General features: G+C 60.9%; 18 protein-coding genes and 1 riboswitch. Of the genes, 8 read left to right on the top strand and 10 right to left on the bottom strand.

The window, feature by feature from the left end; all coding sequences use genetic code 11:
* Positions 1-129: 129 nt before the first annotated feature.
* Positions 130-849, top strand: coding sequence for a hypothetical protein (locus tag DFR37_RS14240; RefSeq protein WP_113933977.1), 720 nt, complete (start codon positions 130-132; stop codon positions 847-849).
* Here DFR37_RS14240 and DFR37_RS14235 read toward each other — a convergent pair.
* The 4 genes from DFR37_RS14235 to DFR37_RS14220 form a co-directional block, all read right to left on the bottom strand.
* Positions 846-1,088: a response regulator transcription factor gene (locus tag DFR37_RS14235; RefSeq protein ID WP_113933976.1), complete on the bottom strand. Its 243-nt coding sequence runs from the start codon at positions 1,086-1,088 to the stop codon at positions 846-848. The genes DFR37_RS14240 and DFR37_RS14235 overlap by 4 nt on opposite strands.
* Positions 1,089-1,170: 82 nt before the next feature.
* Complete coding sequence (gene panC, locus DFR37_RS14230; RefSeq protein WP_113933975.1) at positions 1,171-2,013, bottom strand: pantoate--beta-alanine ligase; 843 nt, start codon at positions 2,011-2,013, stop codon at positions 1,171-1,173.
* Between the two features lie 81 nt (positions 2,014-2,094).
* Positions 2,095-2,973 carry a segregation and condensation protein A gene (locus DFR37_RS14225; protein WP_113933974.1) on the bottom strand — a complete coding sequence of 293 codons (879 nt, stop codon included), beginning with the start codon at positions 2,971-2,973 and terminating at the stop codon, positions 2,095-2,097.
* Positions 2,974-2,983: 10 nt separating this feature from the next.
* Positions 2,984-3,172: a DUF3460 family protein gene (locus DFR37_RS14220; protein ID WP_113933973.1), complete on the bottom strand. Its 189-nt coding sequence runs from the start codon at positions 3,170-3,172 to the stop codon at positions 2,984-2,986.
* A 64-nt stretch (positions 3,173-3,236) separates the two neighbouring features.
* Between DFR37_RS14220 and DFR37_RS14215 the strand changes: the two genes are divergently transcribed.
* Complete coding sequence (locus DFR37_RS14215) at positions 3,237-4,673, top strand: DHA2 family efflux MFS transporter permease subunit (RefSeq protein WP_379881443.1); 1,437 nt, start codon at positions 3,237-3,239, stop codon at positions 4,671-4,673.
* 102 nt (positions 4,674-4,775) lie between these two features.
* Here DFR37_RS14215 and DFR37_RS14210 read toward each other — a convergent pair whose 3' ends face one another.
* Both DFR37_RS14210 and metH read right to left on the bottom strand, forming a co-directional pair.
* On the bottom strand, positions 4,776-5,612 hold the full coding sequence (locus DFR37_RS14210) for a helix-turn-helix transcriptional regulator (protein WP_113933972.1): 837 nt from the start codon (positions 5,610-5,612) through the stop codon (positions 4,776-4,778).
* 33 nt (positions 5,613-5,645) lie between these two features.
* Positions 5,646-9,419 carry a methionine synthase gene (gene metH / locus DFR37_RS14205; protein ID WP_113933971.1) on the bottom strand — a complete coding sequence of 1,258 codons (3,774 nt, stop codon included), beginning with the start codon at positions 9,417-9,419 and terminating at the stop codon, positions 5,646-5,648.
* A 339-nt stretch (positions 9,420-9,758) separates the two neighbouring features.
* Positions 9,759-9,959, top strand: a riboswitch (cobalamin riboswitch).
* 85 nt (positions 9,960-10,044) lie between these two features.
* Here metH and DFR37_RS14200 point away from each other — a divergent pair.
* The 6 genes from DFR37_RS14200 (at position 10,045) to DFR37_RS14175 (ending at position 16,887) form a co-directional block, all read left to right on the top strand.
* A complete protein-coding gene (locus DFR37_RS14200) occupies positions 10,045-11,928 on the top strand; it encodes a TonB-dependent receptor domain-containing protein (RefSeq protein ID WP_113933970.1) in 1,884 nt (627 codons plus the stop codon).
* A 98-nt stretch (positions 11,929-12,026) separates the two neighbouring features.
* Entirely contained in the window at positions 12,027-12,956 is a 930-nt protein-coding gene (locus DFR37_RS14195; protein WP_113933969.1) for a cobalamin-binding protein, read from the top strand.
* A gap of 164 nt (positions 12,957-13,120) precedes the next feature.
* Entirely contained in the window at positions 13,121-13,921 is an 801-nt protein-coding gene (locus DFR37_RS14190) for a thiazole synthase (RefSeq protein ID WP_170139924.1), read from the top strand.
* A gap of 14 nt (positions 13,922-13,935) precedes the next feature.
* Positions 13,936-14,754 (top strand): bifunctional hydroxymethylpyrimidine kinase/phosphomethylpyrimidine kinase, encoded by an 819-nt coding sequence (gene thiD / locus DFR37_RS14185; protein ID WP_113933967.1) that lies wholly within the window; start codon positions 13,936-13,938, stop codon positions 14,752-14,754.
* 96 nt (positions 14,755-14,850) lie between these two features.
* Positions 14,851-15,531: a protein-L-isoaspartate O-methyltransferase family protein gene (locus DFR37_RS14180; protein ID WP_113933966.1), complete on the top strand. Its 681-nt coding sequence runs from the start codon at positions 14,851-14,853 to the stop codon at positions 15,529-15,531.
* Between the two features lie 3 nt (positions 15,532-15,534).
* Complete coding sequence (locus DFR37_RS14175; protein ID WP_113933965.1) at positions 15,535-16,887, top strand: TolC family outer membrane protein; 1,353 nt, start codon at positions 15,535-15,537, stop codon at positions 16,885-16,887.
* Positions 16,888-16,931: 44 nt separating this feature from the next.
* Here DFR37_RS14175 and rfaE2 read toward each other — a convergent pair whose 3' ends face one another.
* The 4 genes from rfaE2 to DFR37_RS14155 all read right to left on the bottom strand — a co-directional run bounded on the left by rfaE2 (position 16,932) and on the right by DFR37_RS14155 (position 20,660).
* Positions 16,932-17,408: a D-glycero-beta-D-manno-heptose 1-phosphate adenylyltransferase gene (gene rfaE2, locus DFR37_RS14170; RefSeq protein ID WP_113933964.1), complete on the bottom strand. Its 477-nt coding sequence runs from the start codon at positions 17,406-17,408 to the stop codon at positions 16,932-16,934.
* 4 nt (positions 17,409-17,412) lie between these two features.
* Entirely contained in the window at positions 17,413-18,267 is an 855-nt protein-coding gene (locus DFR37_RS14165) for a ferritin family protein (RefSeq protein WP_113933963.1), read from the bottom strand.
* Between the two features lie 198 nt (positions 18,268-18,465).
* Positions 18,466-20,022, bottom strand: coding sequence for a ubiquinone biosynthesis regulatory protein kinase UbiB (ubiB, locus tag DFR37_RS14160; RefSeq protein WP_113933962.1), 1,557 nt, complete (start codon positions 20,020-20,022; stop codon positions 18,466-18,468).
* Positions 20,016-20,660: a ubiquinone biosynthesis accessory factor UbiJ gene (locus DFR37_RS14155; protein WP_113933961.1), complete on the bottom strand. Its 645-nt coding sequence runs from the start codon at positions 20,658-20,660 to the stop codon at positions 20,016-20,018. Before DFR37_RS14155 ends, ubiB begins: the two co-directional genes overlap by 7 nt.
* Between the last annotated feature and the right edge of the window lie 3 nt (positions 20,661-20,663).

Below are 20,663 nucleotides of genomic sequence, written 5' to 3'. Positions count from 1 at the left end.
AACACGGCTTCTCGGGGGCAAACTTCGATATCGGCGCCAATACTGTATGAAACAGGACGGCGCAAGGTTATACAGCAGGGCCGATATATGCGTAGAATATGCAAACTTAACTATTCGATGGAAGCCGTCATGTCCGCCCCCGTTTTAACTGCGCAAGACTCTGTACGTAAAAATGGCTTGAACATATTTCGCGGAAGCGCCGTGCGCCCCGCATTGGGCGCCGCGGTTCTGGCCCTGATGCTTGCCGGCTGTGCCAAGCAAAGCGCCCCGGGCTACTACAACACAGAACATGACAGCACGCTTAGCGATGCCCGGCAGCAGGCCCAGGGTCGCAACGCGGCACGCGCGCCGTCGCAAATCCAGCTGGGCTTTGGCGACACCGAACAAAAGAAAAAACCCGCCGATGAAGCCGCCCCCGCCGAAGCCGCGGCCACCAGCGCCATGCCCGCCGTGCGCCCGCTGCTTGAAGCCAAAACCTTTCTTGGCACAGTACCCTGCCTGACCGGCGAAGCCGCTTGCAGCGCCGCGCGCGTAACGCTGACTCTGGCTCCCAGCGGGGAGTGGCGCTCGCGTACGCAGATACTGGGAGCCGCCGGCCAACAAAAGCCTGTGCTGGAGCAAGGCTGCTGGAGCCTGACCGGCATGGACCCGTGGCGCATTCTGTTGAAATCGCCAAACACGCCACGCACCGCCAGCCTGAGCTTCTTGAATGACAATGTATTGCGCATTAACGCCATCAACGACAACAAGCCGGCGCTGGACTACCACCTGACGCGCCAGGCCGATGTAGATGGCATCGACGAAATGGGCAAGCGCGCCGCGCTGAAGTGCGGGGCCGACCAAGGCTAGCCGTGCGCGCCGGGCTTGGGCGGCTGCTGCAACACGCAGCGCGCAAGCTCTACGGCGTTCTTGACCTGCATTTTCTGAAAGATACGGGCACGGTGTGCTTCGATGGTCCGTTGCGACACCCCGAGTTCGGCGGCGATGATTTTATTGGGCTTGCCGATGGCCACGTAATGCATGACATCGAATTCACGGGGCGTTAGCGCCGAGTAAAGAGAGTAGTCTGGAACAGGGACTGCGGTCATGAAACACTCCTTCTGCACTAATTGTGAGCGGGATTCTGTCACACAAGCCGCGGCCCTGTCGCCTGTCATTTCTTACAGAGTTTTAAATCTCCAGATTGTCGATAAGGCGTGTCTTGCCCAGCTTGGCCGCGGCCAGCACGACCAGCGGTTCGCCCTGCTTGATTTGCCCGTCTGAGGGCATGTGCAAGTCAAGCTGGCGGCGCAGGGCAATGTAATCCACCTGCCAGCCGCGCCGCGCAAGCTCCTGTGCCGCCGTGCCTTCGATTTCGGCCAGGTCGGTCAGGCCCGACTTGATCTTGGCCTGCACGCTTTGCAGCGCGGCATAAAGCTGCGGCGCCTCGGCGCGTTCGGCCGGCGACAAATACCTATTGCGCGAAGACAACGCCAGGCCATCGGCGTCGCGCACCGTTTCGTGCGCCAGTATGCGCACCGGCAACTGGAACTGGCGGCACATATTGCGCACCACCATCAATTGCTGGTAGTCCTTCTTGCCGAACACCGCCACGCTGGGCTGTACGCAGGAAAAGAGCTTCAGCACCACCGTGCTGACGCCATCGAAAAAGCCGGGGCGGAATTCGCCCTCGAGTATGCCGCCCAGATCGGCGGGCGGCTGGATCCGGTAGCTTTGCGGCTCGGGGTACATTTCGGACTCGTTGGGCGCAAACAGCACATAAACATCGCGCGCACGTTCAAGCTTTTCAATGTCTTCCTGCAAAGTGCGCGGATAGCGGTCGAAATCTTCATTTGGACCGAATTGCAGGCGGTTCACGAATATGCTGGCCACCACGGGATCGCCATGCTGGCGAGCCATGCGCATCAGCGACAAGTGGGCGTCGTGCAGATTGCCCATGGTCGGCACAAACGCCGCACGCAACTGGCCGCGCAACTGGTCGCGCAATTCTTCAATCGTATGAACTACCTTCAAGAATCTTCTCCGTCCGGAATAAAACTGGATGACTGGTTTATTGGATATATCGATTGGTGTACGGCAAACGGCCAGGCCGCCTTAAGCGGCCGCGCGAATGTAGGACAGGCGCACATAAATGGGCGCATAGGGCTCGGCCTGCGTGATCTCGAGCAGCGACTCGCGCGCCAGCTCCAGCATGGCCAGGAAATGCACAACGATAACAGCTACCGCATCGCCTTCTTTGATGCGCTCGAGGAAGAGCTCGCCGAACTCCATGTAGCGGACGTCGCTCAGGCGCCGCAAAATGCTGGTCATGTGCTCGCGTACCGACAAATGCTCTTTGGTGATCCGGTGATGCGCATTCAGGCTTGCGCGCCGCATGATGTCGGCCCATGCAAGACGCAGGTCTTCGGGGCTGACTTCGGGCAGCATGCGTTCGACGCTTAAATCCAGGAAAGCATGCGAGCGCTGGAAATCGCGTCCCATCTGCGGCAATTCATTCAGCTTTTGCGCGGCCAGCTTCATCTGCTCGTATTCAAGCAGGCGGCGCACCAGCTCGGCGCGCGGATCGTCCGGCTCTTCGCCGGTATCGGACTTCTTGACCGGCAGCAGCATGCGCGACTTGATTTCAATAAGCATGGCCGCCATCAGCAGATACTCGCCCGCAAGCTCCAGGTTCTGGTCGCGGATCTGCTCGACATACGACAGGTACTGGCGCGTGACTTCGGCCATGGGGATGTCCAGGACGTTGAAGTTCTGCTTGCGGATCAGGTACAGCAGCAAGTCAAGGGGACCCTGGAAGGTTTCCAGGAAGACCTCGAGCGCGTCTGGCGGAATATAGAGGTCTTGCGGCATGGAAAACAAGGGCTCGCCGTACAGGCGAGCCAAAGCCACGCTATCGACGACGTCGGGCGTACTGTCGACCTTGGGATCGACCAGCGCATTCAGATCGGCCGTCATGCCACCGGACTGTGCCATTTAGCTATATTTATTCGGTCTGGTACACATAAGGCTGCTGCGGAACGCGCGCGGCGCGAAAGCCCTCTTGCAGCTCGGGGTCGATCTGCTTGTCCCACAAGCGGGCGCGCCCTTCGCGCTGGCGCTGTTCGGTGCCCGCGTGCTGTTTCTTGTATTGGTTCAGAAATTGGGTAATTTCCGACTCGTAATGATTGGCCATGATGCGTCAATAAATTTACCTGGAGGCCCCAGTTTACTTCAGACTAACAAAGTTAGAATTACGCATGCGAACCGATTCGACTTCAAAACCAAGCCGGCACCTGTCCGCCCGCGAACAAACCGCCATCCGGATGATTCCCTTCATTGTCGGATGCGCGCTTTTCATGCAAATGCTGGACGCAACCGTCGTGGCTACCGCCCTGCCTGTCATGGCCGATGCGCTGCAGACCACGCCCGTCAAAATGAACGTCACCATCACCAGCTATTTGCTGGCCTTGGCAGTGTTCGTGCCGATCAGCGGCTGGGCGGCGGACCGCTTCGGTGCCCGGCGCATATTTATTGCCGCCATTGTCCTGTTCGCGCTCAGCTCGGTGGCCTGCGCGTTTTCGCAAAGCCTGCCCCAACTGGTGGTGGCGCGCATATTCCAGGGCATGGCCGGCGCCATGATGGTTCCGGTCGGCCGGGTCATATTATTGCGCATAACGCCCAAGGACCGGCTGCTGCAGGCCATGTCCTTCCTGTCTATGCCCGCACTGCTGGGACCCATTATCGGCCCCCCTCTGGGCGGCTTTCTGGTTACCTACGCGTCCTGGCACTGGATATTCCTGATCAATGTACCGGTGGGGGCGCTGGGCATCGCGCTGATACTACGCTATATCCCTGACGACATCCCGGCAAGCAGGCCGCGCCTGGACTGGCCGGGGTTCATACTTAGCGGCATTGCCCTGGCCACTCTGGTCTCGGGCTTCGAAGCCCTGGGCCGCAGCGATGTGTCGCGCCAGTACGTGGCCCTGCTGCTGGGCACGGGCCTGGCCTGCGGCTTGCTTTACGTTTGGCATGCCCGGCGCGCGGCCAATCCGATTATCGACCTGACCCTGCTGCGCACCCAGACTTTTGCAGTCTCCATCCTGGGAGGCAATTTATGCCGCTTCAGCGTCGGGGCCACACCCTTCTTGCTGGCAATTTTGCTGCAAGTGGGCTTTGGCATGACGCCGTTCGCCGCGGGCATGATTACTTTTACCAGCGCGGCGGGCGCCTTGTTCATGAAGCTGATCGTCACCCACGTAATTGGCCGCCTGGGCTTTAAGCCTATTCTGACCTATAACGCGCTATTAACCGGCGCGTTCGTGATAGTTTGCGGCTTTTTCCAGGCAGATACGCCGGTTTGGCTGATAATCGTGGTGCTTTTCATTGGCGGCATTTTTCGGTCGCTGCAATTCACCGCCGTCAATACGCTGACCTATGCCGACCTGAGCTCTGCCGACATGAGCCGCGCCAGCAGCTTTGCCGCCATGGCCCAGCAGTTGGGGATCAGCCTGGGCGTCGGCTGCGCGGCGCTTATCCTGAACTTGAGCATGGCCTGGCGCGGTGCCGTCCACCTAGAACAAGTGGACGTCATGTGGGCCTTTGTAATCATTGGCGCACTGGCCATGGCGGCGTACTTTTCGTTTGCGCGCTTGCCCGCCAACACCGCCGAGCATATCAACCGGCAGGCAAAATAGCGCCATCGCAGAATCAACGGCCTTGATAGGCCTTGATACGGCCCGGCCCTGCCGTGATCCGGCAGGCACGAGGCGCCGCGCAGGCTCGGCCGGAAAATCGGGTCAGCCCTGGCTGTCCTCGTCCAGCAGCATCACCAGCTTGCAATCGGGACGTATGGCCAGTCGGAAGGTAATCTGCTGATAATGCACAATGCCCATGTCGGGATGCCGGAATTCGCGCCGGCCGCCTTCGCGTTCGACCACAGTCTGGCGCGTCCACCAATGCGCGAAGACCGGACTGCTTTGCGACAGGTCGTCGATCAATAGGCGAAGGTCGGGCTCTTCGGCGTATGGCGCCGCATCGGCCCGGAATTCGGCCACCACGCGCCGTGCCCGCGACTCCCAATCCACGACCAATTGCTTGGCGGCGGGATCCTGGAAAATATAGCGCAGCAAATTCGGCTGCGCCGAGCGGTCGGGCCAGCCGTCGAACAAGCGCAGCAGGGGTTCGTTGCGCGCCAGCACGTTCCAGCAACGATCAAGAATATAGGCCGGCGCGGTAATGCTGTGCACGCACGCGGCCAGGCCCTGGGGCAAGGCTTCGTCGTGTTCGCGTCCATGCTCCGGGTCGGCGCATTCGGCCAGCTCGAACAGATAATGACGTTCAGCACGCGACAAATGCAGGATAGTCGCCAAACGGCTCCAGACGCCGGCCGAAACCGACACATCGCGGCCTTGCTCTATCCAGGTATACCAAGTAACGCTTATGCCGCAAAGCTGTGCAACCTCTTCGCGCCGCAGGCCCGGCGTGCGCCGCCGCGTACCGCTGGGCAGGCCCACGCTTTCGGGCGATACCCGGGCGCGCACACTGCGCAGGAATTCTCCCAGCGCCCGCCGCCTGACCGAGCGCGCCTGGGAGTCCGATGCTCCGGTGCCGGTGTCGATGGAAGGCTCGTCCATGCTGGCTCTCGCGGCGGCGCTGAAAGTTCGGGCTTAGCGCAGGACGCTGGCCAGGGCGCGGCGCACGTCTTCTTCACTGCGGCCGCTGCGCCGCACGTAGTCCTCGACCTGGTCGGCGCCGATTTGGCCTACATTGAAGTACTGCGACTGCGGGTGGCTAAGATAAAAGCCCGATACGCTGGAGGCCGGATACATGGCGAAGGAATCGGTAAGCTGCATGCCGATTTCCTCGGGTTCCAGAACCCTGAACATATCTTTCTTGACGGTATGTTCGGGACAGGCCGGATAGCCGGGCGCCGGGCGGATGCCCTGGTATTTTTCAGCGATAAGTTCTTCGTTGCCCAGGGCTTCGTCGGGCACATAGCCCCACAGATCGCGACGCACACGGGCATGCAGGCATTCGGCAAAGCCTTCGGCCAGCCGGTCGCCCACGGACTTGAGCATAATGCTCGAGTAGTCGTCGTTGTCGGCCAGGAAAGCTTCGTCGTGCTTTTCCATGCCCAGGCCGCCGGTTACGGCAAACATGCCGATGTAATCGAGAATGCCCGTCGATTTCGGCGCAATGTAGTCGGCCAGGCATTTGTTGTCGACGCCTTCGCGCTTGATGCTTTGCTGGCGCACATTGCGCCAGGTAAACAGCACTTCGGAACGCGTCTCGTCGCGATAAACCTCGATGTCTTCGTCGTTGACCGTATTGGCCGGGTAAAACGCCACCACGCCGCTGGCCTTGAGCCAACGGCCCTCGATGATCTTCTTGAGCATGGCCTGGCCTTCGACGTGGATTTTGCGGGCTTGTTCGCCCACCACCTTGTCTTCCAGGATGGCCGGATATTGGCCGAACAGGCTCCAGGTCTGGAAGAACGGCGTCCAGTCCACATACTTCACGACTTCGTTCAAGTCGTAGTTTTCGAACGTGCGCCGCCCGATGAACTTGGGGCGCGGCGGCACATAGCTGCTCCAGTCGATCTGCGGCTTGCCGGCGCGCGCTTCGGCCAACGGCATCAGAGGCGTTTCTTTGCGGTTGGCGTGGCGGGTACGTACCACCTCGTATTCTTCGCGTATTTCAGCCAGAAAGGTTTCCACGTTATCGGAAACCAGATTGGTCGCCACGCCGACGGCACGGCTGGCGTCGGGCGTATAGATGACCGGGCCTTCGTAATGAGGTGCAATCTTGACGGCAGTATGCACGCGGCTGGTGGTCGCGCCGCCCACCATCAGGGGCAGATTACGGCTGCGGAAGTACTCGTCGCGCTGCATTTCCGACGCCACATAAGCCATTTCTTCAAGGCTGGGGGTGATCAGTCCCGAAAGCCCGACGATGTCGGCATTGACCTCTTTGGCCTTGGCCAGGATTTCCGCGCAAGGCACCATGACGCCCATATTGATGACTTCGAAGTTATTGCACTGCATGACCACGGTAACGATGTTCTTGCCGATATCGTGCACGTCGCCCTTGACGGTGGCGATGACCATTTTGCCTTTGGAGCGCACGTCGCCGCCGGCAGCGGCAATTTGCAGCTTTTCTTCTTCGATGAAGGGCACCAGGTGCGCAACCGCCTGCTTCATGACCCGGGCCGACTTGACCACCTGGGGCAGGAACATCTTGCCGGCGCCGAACAAGTCGCCGACCACGTTCATGCCGTCCATGAGGGGGCCTTCGATTACTTGAATGGGCCGCCCGCCGGCCGCCGCGATCTTGGCCCGCACTTCCTCGGTGTCTTCAACGATAAATGTCGTGATGCCATGCACCAGCGCATGAGACAGACGGTCTTCGACCGGCTGATCGCGCCAGGCCAGGTTCTCTTCTTTTTTGACGCCCGAGTTCTTGATGCTGTCGGCAAACTCGACCAGACGTTCGGTGGAACTGCGCTCGTCGGCGGGATCGGTCTTGCCCACCGGTTCGGCACGGTCAAGCACCACGTCTTCGACCAGGCCAAGCAAGGTTTTGTCGATGTCGGCATACACGCCCAGTTGCCCGGCATTGACGATGCCCATGGTCATGCCGTTTTGAATGGCGTAATACAGGAAGACCGTATGAATGGCTTCGCGCATGGGCTCGTTGCCGCGGAACGAAAAACTGACGTTCGAGACGCCGCCCGACACCCGCGCATACGGCAGGTTGTCGGTAATCCATTTGGTGGCTTCGATAAAGTCGACGGCGTAATGATTGTGTTCTTCGATGCCCGTGGCAATGGCAAATACATTGGGGTCGAAAATAATGTCTTCGGGCGGGAAGCCGACTTCTTCGACCAGCAGCTTATAGGCCAGCCCACAGATGTCCTTGCGGCGCTGCAGGGTGTCGGCCTGGCCTTTCTCGTCGAATGCCATCACGACAACGGCGGCGCCATACTTGCGGCACAGGCGCGCCTGCTGCAAAAAGGGCTCGACGCCTTCTTTCATGGAAATGGAATTGACAATGGCCTTGCCCTGCACGCAGCGCAGGCCGGTTTCAATGACCGACCACTTGGAGCTGTCTATCATCAGCGGCACGCGCGAAATGTCGGGTTCCGAACCGATCAGATTGACAAAGCGGTGCATGCATGCGGCCGAATCCAGCATGGCTTCGTCCATATTGATATCGATGATCTGGGCGCCGTTTTCAACTTGCTGGCGCGCCACGCTGAGAGCTTCTTCGTATTTTTCTTCGCGGATCAGGCGCAGGAACATCTTGCTGCCGGTTGCGTTGGTGCGTTCGCCCACGTTTACATAAAGCGAATCCTGGTCGATGTTCAAGGCTTCCAGGCCCGACAAGCGGGTCATGACCGGAATGACCGGAACTTCGCGCACCGGCAACGCGGCCACTTTGTCGGCAATGGCGCGGATATGGTCCGGCGTCGTGCCGCAGCAGCCGCCGGCCATGTTCACCAGGCCCGAACGGGCGAACTCTTCAAGCAAGGAGGACGTATCGGCCGGCGTCTCGTCGAAGCCGGTCTCGGCCATGGGGTTGGGCAGGCCGGCATTGGGATAGACGCAGACGTAGGTGTCGCAGATCTTGGACAGTTCGGCCACATAGGGGCGCATCAAGGCGGCACCCAGGGCGCAGTTCAGGCCTATGGTAATGGGCCGCGCATGGCGCACCGAGTTCCAGAACGCTTCAACCGTCTGGCCCGACAGAATACGGCCCGAGGCATCGGTGACCGTGCCTGAAATCATGACCGGCAAGCGCACGCCGCGCTCTTCGAATACGCTTTCGACGGCAAAGATGGCCGCCTTGGCATTGAGGGTGTCGAAGACTGTCTCGATAAGGACCACGTCGATGCCGCCGTCCAGCAGGCCGTTCAGTTGTTCGGTGTAAGCCACGCGCAGCTGCTCGAACGTGACGTTGCGTGCGGCGGGGTCGTTGACGTCGGGCGAAATGGAGGCCGTCTTGGGCTGGGGCCCCAAGGCGCCCGCTACGAAGCGCGGACGGTCGGGCGTGCTGAACTCGTCGCAGGCGGCGCGCGCCAGCTTGGCCGATTCCAGGTTGAGTTCGTAGGCGATCTCGGCCAGGGCGTAATCGCCCTGGGCCACGGTGGTTGCCCCAAATGTATTGGTTTCAATGACGTCGGCGCCGGCCTCGAGATACTGGCGATGTATGGCGGCAATGATGTCGGGCCGGACCAGCGAAAGCAATTCGTTGTTGCCGCGTACATCCTTGGAATGAGAGGCGAAACGCGTACCGCGAAAATCCGCTTCGGTCAGCTTGTACTGCTGGATCATGGTACCCATGGCCCCGTCGAGTATCAAAATACGCTTGGCCAGCAAACGCGCGAACTCGGCGCCGTGGGTATAAGCGGATATAGGATAGGGCAAGGCTGGATAGGACACGCGTATTACCTGAAGACAGTTGAAGGGCCATGGAGCGAAATGGCGCGGCGCAAGCCGGCGGCACTTGTCGTGAAGGCGGGAAAGTAAGGGACTATTGTATCGGCTTCGCCCGGCGGGCCGCCATGTAACCCTTTTGGCCGGACGACCTTTCGAGCGCTGCGCCATTGGGCCGTCTACGGGCGCGCCGGATTCCCAAACCTGTGGAATCGCCCGCCATGACTGCCTGTACGAGGGCATGCAACGGCATCCGGCAAGCCAGGGACTTTATTAACATGAGTATTTCTCAACTAAAGAATGCACACTATGCGTGCAACAGCGCAACAGGCTGTGCCGTGTTAAATTTTCGTCTGATTGAGGTGCTTTCGGAGCGGATTGTCCGCCGCGCTGTTGCAAACAACAGCGCCCCGCCCTGCGAAAGTTAAACGGGAAACAGAACGTGCATTGCGTCTTCGACGCCCCGCGCACGTAGCTGTGCTGCCCCCGCAACGGTCAGCATGCCTCGCATGCCAGCCCGACACCGGCCCCCATCACACGGCTCGTTGCGCAGCCCTGAAAAGCAAAACCGGCGCGCAGCGATTTACCCATCAATAGCATGCGGGGACGCCTGCTATCTTCAGGTCTGACAATGAATCCGAAACCCACCCTGCGCGCGCTGGCCGCCGCAGCCTGTGCCCTGCCCCTGGCCTCCCTGGCCCAAACCGCCTCGCAAATTCCCCAGCTTGAGCATGTCGTCGTCACTCCCAGCCGCATTGCGCAACTGGAAAAAGAAACGCTGGGCGACGTAACGGTAATCGACAGCAAAGAGCTGGAACAAGCCGGCCAAAGCAGCCTGGCCGAAGTGCTGTCGCGCCACCACGGCATCGAGATGTACAACAGCGGCGGCCCGCAAACCGCAACCGGCGTGTTCCTGCGCGGCACCAACGCCAACCAGACCTTGGTACTGGTGGATGGACTACGGATAAACGGCTCGACAACCGGCAGCGTCAACTGGAACGCCATCGACCCGGCCAACATCGACCGCGTCGAAATCGTGCGGGGCGCGGCAAGCAGTCTTTACGGTTCGGACGCCATCGGCGGCGTCATCAACATCATCACCAAAAAATCCGGCGCGGACCGGCCCCTTAGCGCCTATGCCAACCTGGGACTGGGCAGCTACAACACGTTCAAGTCCAGCCTGGGCTTGTCGGGCGCGAGTTCCGGCTGGGACTATGCGCTGGCCACCAGCCTGGCCGACAGCGGCGGCTACAGCGTTACCTCGTATCCGGGCAGGACCGACAACGACGGCTATACGCAACATACTTTGTCCGCTTCGCTGGGATATAAATGGCGTCCCGGCCACCATCTGGGCATAACGGCCTATAACGGCTATACCCGGGGCGACACGGACGCCTACTTCGCAACGCCGGAGCCCGCGCTTGCCATCACGCGCCAGGAAGCCTATTCACTGACCAGCACCGACGACATCACCGACTTCTGGCAAAGCGTCCTGCGTTTCGGCTTTACCCGGGACGCCGGCGACAATCGCGACCCGGACAGCAGCAGCACCTTCGGCAGCCTGCAACGCATGTACACATGGCAGAACAACCTCAAGCTAAGCTCGGGCCAGCAAGTCTCGCTTGTGCTTGAACGCCGCGAAGAACGCACCCTGGGCTCGCAACCCTACTTGACCGAACAGCGCAACACCAATGCAGCCGGGCTTATTTACCGCGGCAATTTCGGCGCCCACCATGTGCAGGCCAGCGTGCGCAACGATAATATTTCCGGCTATGGCAACCAGACCACCGGCGGCCTGGCGTACGACTTCGACATCAGCGACCAGTGGCGCATCGGCGTGGCCGGCAATACGGGATTCAAAGCCCCGACATTCGCCGACCTGTACTACCCGTTGTCGGCCCCCTACTACGACTACAAAGGCAACCCCGATCTCAAGCCTGAAAAGTCCAGGAATGTTGAAGCCAGCCTGCGCTACCAGACCGAAACCACCAAGCTGGCAGCCGTGGTGTACCAGAACAAGATTCGCGACCTTGTCAGCACCTATGTATGCCAGTCTTATGCCGGCGGCTGGTGCGTGCTGGGCCGCCCCGAGAATGTCAACGAAGCGACCATACGCGGCTTGACGCTGACCGCCGAACAGCGCTTTGGCGCCACAACCGTTCGGGCCAATGCGGACTTCGTCAACCCCAAGGACGACTCCAACGGCAACCAGCTTGCCCGCCGCGCGCGCCAGGTCTACCGGCTTAATGCCGACCACCGCATAAACCAATGGGTTCTGGGCGGCGAATACATGTTTGTCGGCAAGCGCTATGACGACGGGGCCAACAAGAACAGCCTGGGCGGTTATGGCCTGCTGAACCTGACGGCCAGCTATGATTTCACCAAGAACGTGGCGGTTCAGGTGCGCTGGAACAATGTCCTGAACAAGGAATATTCCAACGCCCTCTACAACGCTCCGTACGGCTACAACACGGCCGGTTCGAACGTGTTCGTGAACCTGGCCGTGCGCATGTAGAAGGTTGAAGGCCGCCTCGCGAAGCCGGACTTGCGGCCCGGCTTCGTCGGCCTTTTGTTTTACGCAATAGCCCACGGACCCAGCCCGGAACAGACAGCATGCAGACCTGCACACGTATTCTTCTTCGTATCGCGCGCCCGCTGGCCATAGCCTGCGTAGCAGCGCTGGCGGGATCGGATGCCGGCCAAGCCTGGGCCGCGACCACTCCATTGCCTGCCGCTCCATCTGTGGCAACGTCCGCAGAAAAACCGGAACCGCGGCACGCAACACGCGCCATATCGCTGGCGCCGCACATTACCGAACTGATCTTTGCCGCCGGCGCGGGCCAGCATATTGTCGCCACGGTCATCAGCAGCGACTATCCCGCCGCGGCCGCGGGCATTCCGAAAATCGGCGACGGCCTCAATATCAATGTCGAAAAAGCCCTGACCCTGAATCCGGACCTGGTCGCCGCCTGGCAAGCTTCCGGGGCTGCCCGGACGCTGGCCCCCAGCCTGGCCAAGCTGCATATCCCGCTGATCTATTCCGCGCCGCAAACCTTGCAAGACATCCCCGCACAAGTCCTGAGGCTGGGGCGGATATTCGGCACCGAAGCCAGTGCCGAGCCAGCCGCCGCGGCACTGGCTCAGCGCATAGACACGCTGCGGCGGCGCTATGCCGGCAAGCGCCCCGTCACCGTCTTTATTGAAGTAGGTGCCGCACCGCTTTACACCATCGGCCGCGACCCCTTGCTTAACGATGTCCTCGAAACCTGCGGCGGCGTCAATCTTTTCGCCGATTCCGCCATCGCCGCGCCACAAGTCAGCGCCGAAACCCTGATGCTGAGGCAGCCCGACGCCATCGTCACTGCCGAATCCACTGAAACCGGCTTTGAGCAACGCGTCCAGGCATGGACTCGGCTGCAATTGGGCGCCGCACTGAAGCACCGCATCTACGCCCTGGACCCGGACCAGCTCTTTCGCCCCGGCCCCCGCCTGATCGACGCCGCGGAACAATTGTGCAAGGACCTGGATCAAGCAAGAAACTGAATTAGGCGTTGCTACCTGCTTCCTCCATGCTGATCCGCTGCTGCCTGGATCCATGACGCTGCGCACCGGCAAAGCCGCAAGCGGAATGGGCTTTTTCACGGATGCGCCGTAAAATCGATTATCCTTTCAGGCACACGACAACCACCCCAAGCGCAGCACCTCACATGAACCACTCTGACACCTTCAACCTTGCCGGCCGCAACTACGACTCACGCTTGCTGGTAGGCACCGGCAAATACAAAGACTTCGACGAAACCCGCCAGGCCATCGACGCCAGCGGCGCCCAGATCGTTACCGTGGCGATCCGCCGCACCAACATAGGCCAAAACGCGGGCGAACCCAATCTGCTGGACTTCCTGCCGCCGTCCAAATTCACCATCCTGCCCAATACGGCCGGCTGCTATACCGCCGACGACGCCGTGCGCACACTGCGCCTGGCGCGCGAGTTGCTGGACGGACACAAGCTGGTGAAGCTGGAGGTACTGGGCGACAAGGACAACCTGTTTCCCAATATGCCCGAAACCCTCAAAGCGGCCCAAACCCTGGTCAATGAAGGCTTCGAGGTCATGGTCTACTGCACCGACGACCCCATCCAGTGCCGCATGCTGGCCGACATGGGCTGCGTTGCCGTCATGCCTCTGGCCTCGCTTATCGGGTCGGGCATGGGCATTCTCAACCCATGGAATCTGCGCTTGATTCTCGACCAGGCCACCGTGCCCGTGCTGGTCGACGCCGGCGTAGGCACAGCCTCCGATGCTGCCATTGCCATGGAGCTGGGCTGCGACGCCATCCTCATGAACACCGCCATTGCCGGCGCCGCCGACCCCATACTGATGGCCGGCGCCATGAAAAAGGCCGTCGAGGCCGGGCGCGAAGCGTTCCGCGCCGGCCGCATGCCGCGCAAGTTCTACAGCGCCGACCCCAGCTCGCCCACCGAAGGGCTACTGCAGTCCGTCGGCAAATAAGGCGCGCCCGCAGCATGATCCCCAATACCCTGACCATTGCCGGCGTCGACCCCTCCGGCGGAGCCGGCGTCCTGGCCGACATAAAAACCATGAGCGCGCTGGGCGCCTACGGAACGGCGGTCATTGCGGCGCTTACCGCGCAGAACACGCAAGTAGTGGCCGGCGTCTGCCCAGTGCCGCCCGACTTCGTCGCCTTGCAGATCGATACTCTGTTCGCCGACGTGCGCATCGACGCGGTCAAGATCGGCATGCTGGGCCAGCAGGCCGTGACACGCGTCGTGGCCGAGCGGCTGGCCCACTGGAAGCCGGCGCATATTGTGCTGGATCCGGTCATGATCGCCAAAAGCGGCGATGCCCTGCTGGAAAAATCGGCCATACAGGAATTGCGCGAACACCTTATTCCCCTGGCCACCGTCATCACGCCCAACCTGCCCGAGGCGGGCGTGCTGCTTGGCAGCAGCCCGGTCGACTCGGTCAAGGAAATGCGCCGCGTCGCCGAAAAGCTGCGGCGCCTGCTGAACGACCGCGGCGAGCGCTGGGTATTCCTGAAAGGCGGGCACTTGCCCGGCAACGACACCATCGACATTCTGCACGACGGCGACCGCATGATCGAGCTGCCGGGAAGACGCATCGAAACCAAGAACACCCACGGCACGGGCTGTACCTTGTCGGCCGCGCTGGCCGCCTTGTTGCCGCGCCTGGAAGATGTGCCCGAAGCCGCCCGCCAGGCCAAAGCTTATCTCGTGGCGGCCATCGCCCGCTCGGGCGAGCTGCAAGTGGGCAGCGGGCACGGCCCGGTGCATCATTTCCATGCCGCGTGGCCGGCCCAATAACCCGTAACGCTCCAGCCTGAAAGGCCCCCCCGCCTTGACGGCGGGATTCCTTAGTACAATGATCGATTCCATCCTGGTTTTTCCTATCTCATACCCATGAACGTGACTGGTCTTTCCGAAATCGAACAAGCTCGCTTTAATATGGTCGAGCAGCAAATCCGTCCCTGGGACGTCCTTGACCAAAACATTCTGCAAGCCTTGTTTACGGTTCGCCGCGAGCGATTTGTGCCGCCCGGCCTACAGGCACTGGCCTTCTCGGATATCGAGCTGCCGCTGATCATCAACTCCATCGACACGCGGGAGACCATGCTGGCGCCCAAGGTCGAGGCCAGGCTGGCGCAAGAACTTCAGCTTACGAGCAATTGCTGTGTACTGGAAATCGGCACAGGCTCGGGCTACCAGGCTGCCCTGCTGGCCCAACTGGCCCAGCAGGTTACCAGCATAGAAATCGAAAGCCGCCTTGCTGCGTTTGCCGAAAACAACCTGCAACGCAACCAGATCAACAATGTCAAGGTCGAAGTGGGCGCGGCCAATGCCGGCTGGGGAACCGCCGAATACGATGCCATTTTGCTTAGCGGCTCTACCCCCACCGTCCCCGATGCACTCAAGTATCAGTTGTGCATCGGCGGGCGCATGGTGGCTGTCGTCGGCCAGGGTCCCATCATGACGGCAATGCGCATTACCCGAACCAGCGCTGCAAGCTTCGATACCGTCGCGCTGTTCGACACTGTCATCAAGCCGCTGCGCGGCACCGCTGTGTCGCAGTTCAAGTTCTAGACCATGCGCATCGCATCCTGGGTGCCAAGCCTTATTGCCCTGGCTCTGCTGGGCAGTCCGGCGCATGCCCAGCATCGCCAGAACCTGCAACAGGTCTGGGATGCCGCATTGCAACGCGACCCCGCTTACGCAGCCGCCCGAGCCCAGCGCAACGCCGACCAGGAAATCGTCCCGCAGGCACGAGCCAAGCTTTTGCCCTACATAAGCGCCAGCGCCGCCGGCGAAGTCGACACCAACCGCGAACTGCGCGGCTTGAGCCAAGGCGAAACCAAGCGGCGCGGCCTATGGGCGCTGACGCTGACCCAGCCCATCATCGACATCGGCAACTGGAACAAGCTGGAACAGTCCCAGTTTGTGGCCAATTCTGCCGACCTGGGCATGCAGCAAGCCTATCAGGACCTGATACTGCGCGTCTCGCAAGCCTATTTCGATGTGCTGGCGGCACAAGACACTTTGCGCACCGTGCTGGCCCAGAAGCAAGCGGTCAGCTCGCAACTGGATGCCGCCAAAAAGGGATTCGAGTTGGGCGGCAAGACCATCGCCGACACCTATGAAGCGCAGTCGCGGCTGGACCTGCTCAATGCCGGCGAACTGCAAGCCCGCAATGCGGTCCAGGTCAGCGAAGACCAGCTTGCCAAGATCATCTACGAACGTCCCGGCGCGCTGGCCGGCCTGGCCTCCACGACCACGCTGCCGCCCCCGCAGCCCAACAAGCTGGGCGACTGGACGGCGCAGGCAGGCCAAGCCAACCTGGCCGTCGCACGTGCCCAGCTCTCCGCCAAAATCGTCGAAAAGCAAATCGCCATCGCCAAAAGCGGGCACGCGCCCACTCTCAGCCTGTATGCCCAGACCGGCAGCATCAGCGACCGAGGCGTCTACGGCATGCAAAACGGCCCGCGCTCGCTCGACACCACGGTCGGCGTACAGCTATTGATTCCCATTTATTCCGGCGGCGAGATTTCGTCGCAGGTGCGCGAGCAGACCTCGCGCCTGCAACAGGCACGCTACGATCTTGAAGCCGCGCGGCGCCAGGCGGTGCAGTCAACCCAGCAGTATTTCTCGGGCGTCACCTCGGGCCTGGCCCAAATCGAGGCCCTGCAGGCAGCCGAAAAATCCAGCCTGGCTTCGCTCGATGCCAACAAAATCGGATACGAAATCGGCGTGCGCGTGAATATCGACGTACTCAATGCCCAGCAACAGCTTTACGAAACCCAGCGCGCCCTGCTTCGCGCCCGATACGATACGCTGATGAACAGCCTGCGGCTCAAGGCCAGCAGCGGCATCCTCAGCGAAGCCGACATCACGGCCATCAACCAGTTGCTTGAAACCGGCCCGGCCGCAGCGCTAAGCCGGTAAATCAACAAGAAGGCCACGGCGCAGCCGCAGTTGCCCGATCAAAACTAGCCTCGTATTTTGCGCAATAACGCCGTGGTCGAACGTTCGAACTCGAACGGTATCGCCACCGCCTTGCCACCCCAGCTTTCAACGCTGGCGGTCTCGGGCAAGCTGGCCATGTCGTAGTCGCCCCCTTTGACGATGATGTCCGGCCTGAGCTGTTCGATCAACGCCTGCGGCGTGTCTTCTTCGAACACCGTCACGGCGGAAACGCATTGCAGCGCGGCCAGCATGGCGGCGCGGTCTTCCTGGCGGTTCAGCGGCCTGTCGGCCCCCTTGCCCAGGCGGCGCACGGACTCGTCGGTGTTGACCGCCACGACCAGCGTCGCGCCCAACTGGGCGGCGGCGTCAAGGTATGTGACATGCCCCCGGTGCAGGATGTCGAATACGCCGTTGGTAAACACCAGCGGCCGGGCGAATTCGCCCGCTGCGGCAACGCAAGCTTCGCGGCTTAATACCTTGGCTTCAAAACGGGCCGCCACCTGCTTAAGCCACCACCGGCAAGGACTTGATGATTTCCTTGCGATAGCGGTTAAGGTCTTGCACCGTATTGAAGGTGGTATCCATCAGCAGCGACATATTGTGCAAAATACGCGAACTGACTTTGCCTTCCCATTCTTTATCGAAACAAATCTGGTTGTCGAGCCAGTTTTCCAGCCAGCCCGGCGACGGCAGCTTGGACTGTACGGTGTCGTTGGGAAACATGTCTTTGTTGACGTGCAGATTGGTGGGGTGCAGCGCCTGCGGCGTACGATGGGCCGAAGCCATCAGCACGCCGATCTTGGCGAACGAAAGGCGGGCCTGCTCGCCGAATTCTTTGCCCTTGTGGACCAGCGCACGCTTCATGTAGCGCAGATAGGCGCCGGCATGGCGGGCTTCGTCCTGCGCAATAATCTTGTAGATGCTTTTGATGACCGGTTCGGAGTGCCAGTCCGAGGCGCGCCGGTACCAGTGGTTCAGGCGGATTTCGCCGCAAAAGTGCAGCATCAGGGTTTCGAGCGCGGGCGCCGGGTCGAATTCAAACCGCACCTTGTGCAGTTCTTCTTCGGTGGGTGTGAGTTCCGGCCGAAAACGGCGCAAATACTCGATAAGGGCCAGCGAGTGCTTTTGCTCTTCGTAAAACCAGATGGACATGAACGCGCAGAAATCGCTGTCGTCGCGATTGTCGCGCAAGAACATTTCAGTAGCTGGCAAGGCCGCCCATTCGGTAATGGCATTCATCTTGATTGTATATGCCTGATCATCCGAGAGCTTGCTGCCATCAAAGTCGTCCCATGGAATGTCGGACGCCATATTCCAGCGTACCGCTTCCATCGATTTGAACAATTCAGGATAAAGCATAAGGATCTCTCTTGTGTAATGTTTGTGGCTTCCGGATAACAGCCCGGAAACGTGCCGGTCCTGCGACGGCATTTACGGCAAAAATCGAAGGCGGCGCCTTCATGGTGTCGCCTGTCAGTGAAACGCCAGTGACGGTTAAGGTAAGTCTACATGCGGTGCACTACACTAAAAAGACATGAAACTAGCGTAATACCCAATTCATTGTCCCGCAAGTGCCCAAATTGCAACACCTACCGCTACGGCAACGGTTGCGGCAAACACCATTAAAAGACGGTTGGTCTGTTCTTGCGCCTTGCGCAGGCGGCTGATTTCAGCATTCATGGACGGCAGCGAGTCGGGGCGCGACAGCGCGGTGTGCACCAGGCGCGGCAATTGCGGCAGCATCTGAGCCCACTGGGCCGCCTCTTTGTCCAGGCGCTGGCGCAAACCGGCCAGCCCCATCCGTTCGTGCATCCACTTTTCCAGGAAGGGCTTGGCTGTTTGCCACAAGTCCAGTCCAGGATCCAGTTCGCGCCCCATGCCTTCGACATTCAGCAGGGTTTTTTGCAACAGCACCAGTTGCGGCTGGATCTCGACATTGAAGCGGCGCGAGGTCTGAAACAGGCGCAACAATACCTGCCCCAATGAAATCTCGGCCAGCGGCCGGTCGAAATAAGGCTCGCACACCGCGCGCACGGCCCCTTCCAGTTCTTCTTCGCGCGTGTCGGCGGGAACCCAGCCCGACTCGATGTGCAATTGCGCCACGCGGCGGTAATCGCGCCGGAAAAAAGCCAGGAAGTTCTGGGCCAGGTAATTCTTGTCGTGCTCCGACAACGAACCCACGATACCGAAGTCCAGCGCAATATAGCGCCCTAGCGTTTCGGGTGCGTCGGAAACATAAATATTGCCCGGATGCATGTCCGCGTGGAAAAAGCCGTCGGCGAAGACCTGGGTAAAGAAAATCTCGACCCCTGTGCGAGCCAGGTCCTTGACGTTGATTCCACTGGCCCGCAGCCGGTCTGTCTGGCTTACCGGAATGCCGTGCATCCGCTCCATGGTGAAGACCGTGGTCGTGGTGTATTCCCAGACGACTTCCGGCACCATCAGCAAATTCGCACGCCCTGTATCAGGCCCGAAATTGCGGCGCAACTGGCTGCAATTGGCCGCCTCGCGCACCAGGTCCAGCTCGTCATGCAGGTAGTTGTTGAATTCGGCCACGACTTCGCGCGGCTTCAGGCGCCGGCTGTCGGGGGCCAGCCGCTCGACCACGCCGGCCAGGGCCCGCATCAGCGCCAGGTCTTTTTCAATGATATTGAGCATGCCTGGACGCAAGACCTTGACGGCGACTTCGCGCCCATCGTGCATGACGGCCAGGTGCACCTGGGCGATCGAGGCCGATGCAACCGGGTCGACCTCGAAGTGGCGGAACAGCTGTTGCGGCGTCGCACCCAGCGCGGCCTGTATGCAGGCGGCCGCCTGGTCCGAAGGGAACGGCGGCACGCGGTCTTGCAGCAACGCCAGTTCGGCGGCCACATCCAAGGGAATAAGGTCGCGGCGCGTCGACAGCACCTGCCCGAACTTGACGAAAATCGGGCCTAGGGATTCCAGCGCCAAACGCAAGCGCACGCCGCGCGCAACGCGGGGCGGCCGCCCGAACCGCACAATACGCAGCAGGCAATAGGCGATGGGATGCTTGATGCTGGACAGCACCAGCTCGTCGAGCCTGTAGCGCAGCGATATAAAAACAATGCGGATCAGGCGAAGCAACGTCAACATGCGGTATTCCGGTTACCCTTGCCTGCCACACGGCGCTCCAGCCCGGCCACAGTGTGCTCGAGCTCGGCCAGCCGCTGCTGCGCCGACTGCATGCGCTGCTGCCATTCGTAGAAGGCCGGCCGCGACAAAAGCACGCCGCTTTCTTCGGACAAGTATTCGCCCACGTTGCCGGCCAGCCGTTTACCGGCCTGGCGCACACCCCCGACAAACAGCTTCGCACCGCTTATCAGGCGCACGGCGGCCACGTCGCCCACCACTGCGGCCAGATCGTCTTCAATATCCCATCGCAGTTCGCGCGCCAGGTCGGAAACCACTCGGGCCAGGCCGGCATCGCCCTGCACGTGCATCAGTTCGGCGATTTCGCCGGGGTCGGCCGAACGCAGCACTTGGGGCAATTGCCCCAGTCGGTTGGCTGGAATGGTCAAGGTGACATCCGGCACGATGGCCGGGTCGGAGGCCTGCACCAGGCCACCGGCCTGCAAAGACAAGCTCACAACCCAGGAACCGGCGACAAAGCGCACGGTTTTACCCGCATGGCGGGCAAGGCGTTCGCGCGCCCACGGCTCGCGCTGCAGCAATTTGTTCAGCGCGCCGGCACAAACCGTTGCAGGGGCCAGGAAGGAGGGAATTGGAAGCATGAC

This window comes from Eoetvoesiella caeni, from assembly GCF_003315175.1.
Classification (GTDB): Bacteria; Pseudomonadota; Gammaproteobacteria; order Burkholderiales; family Burkholderiaceae_B; genus Eoetvoesia; species Eoetvoesia caeni.
This window is presented reverse-complemented; position numbering and strand designations above follow the sequence as displayed.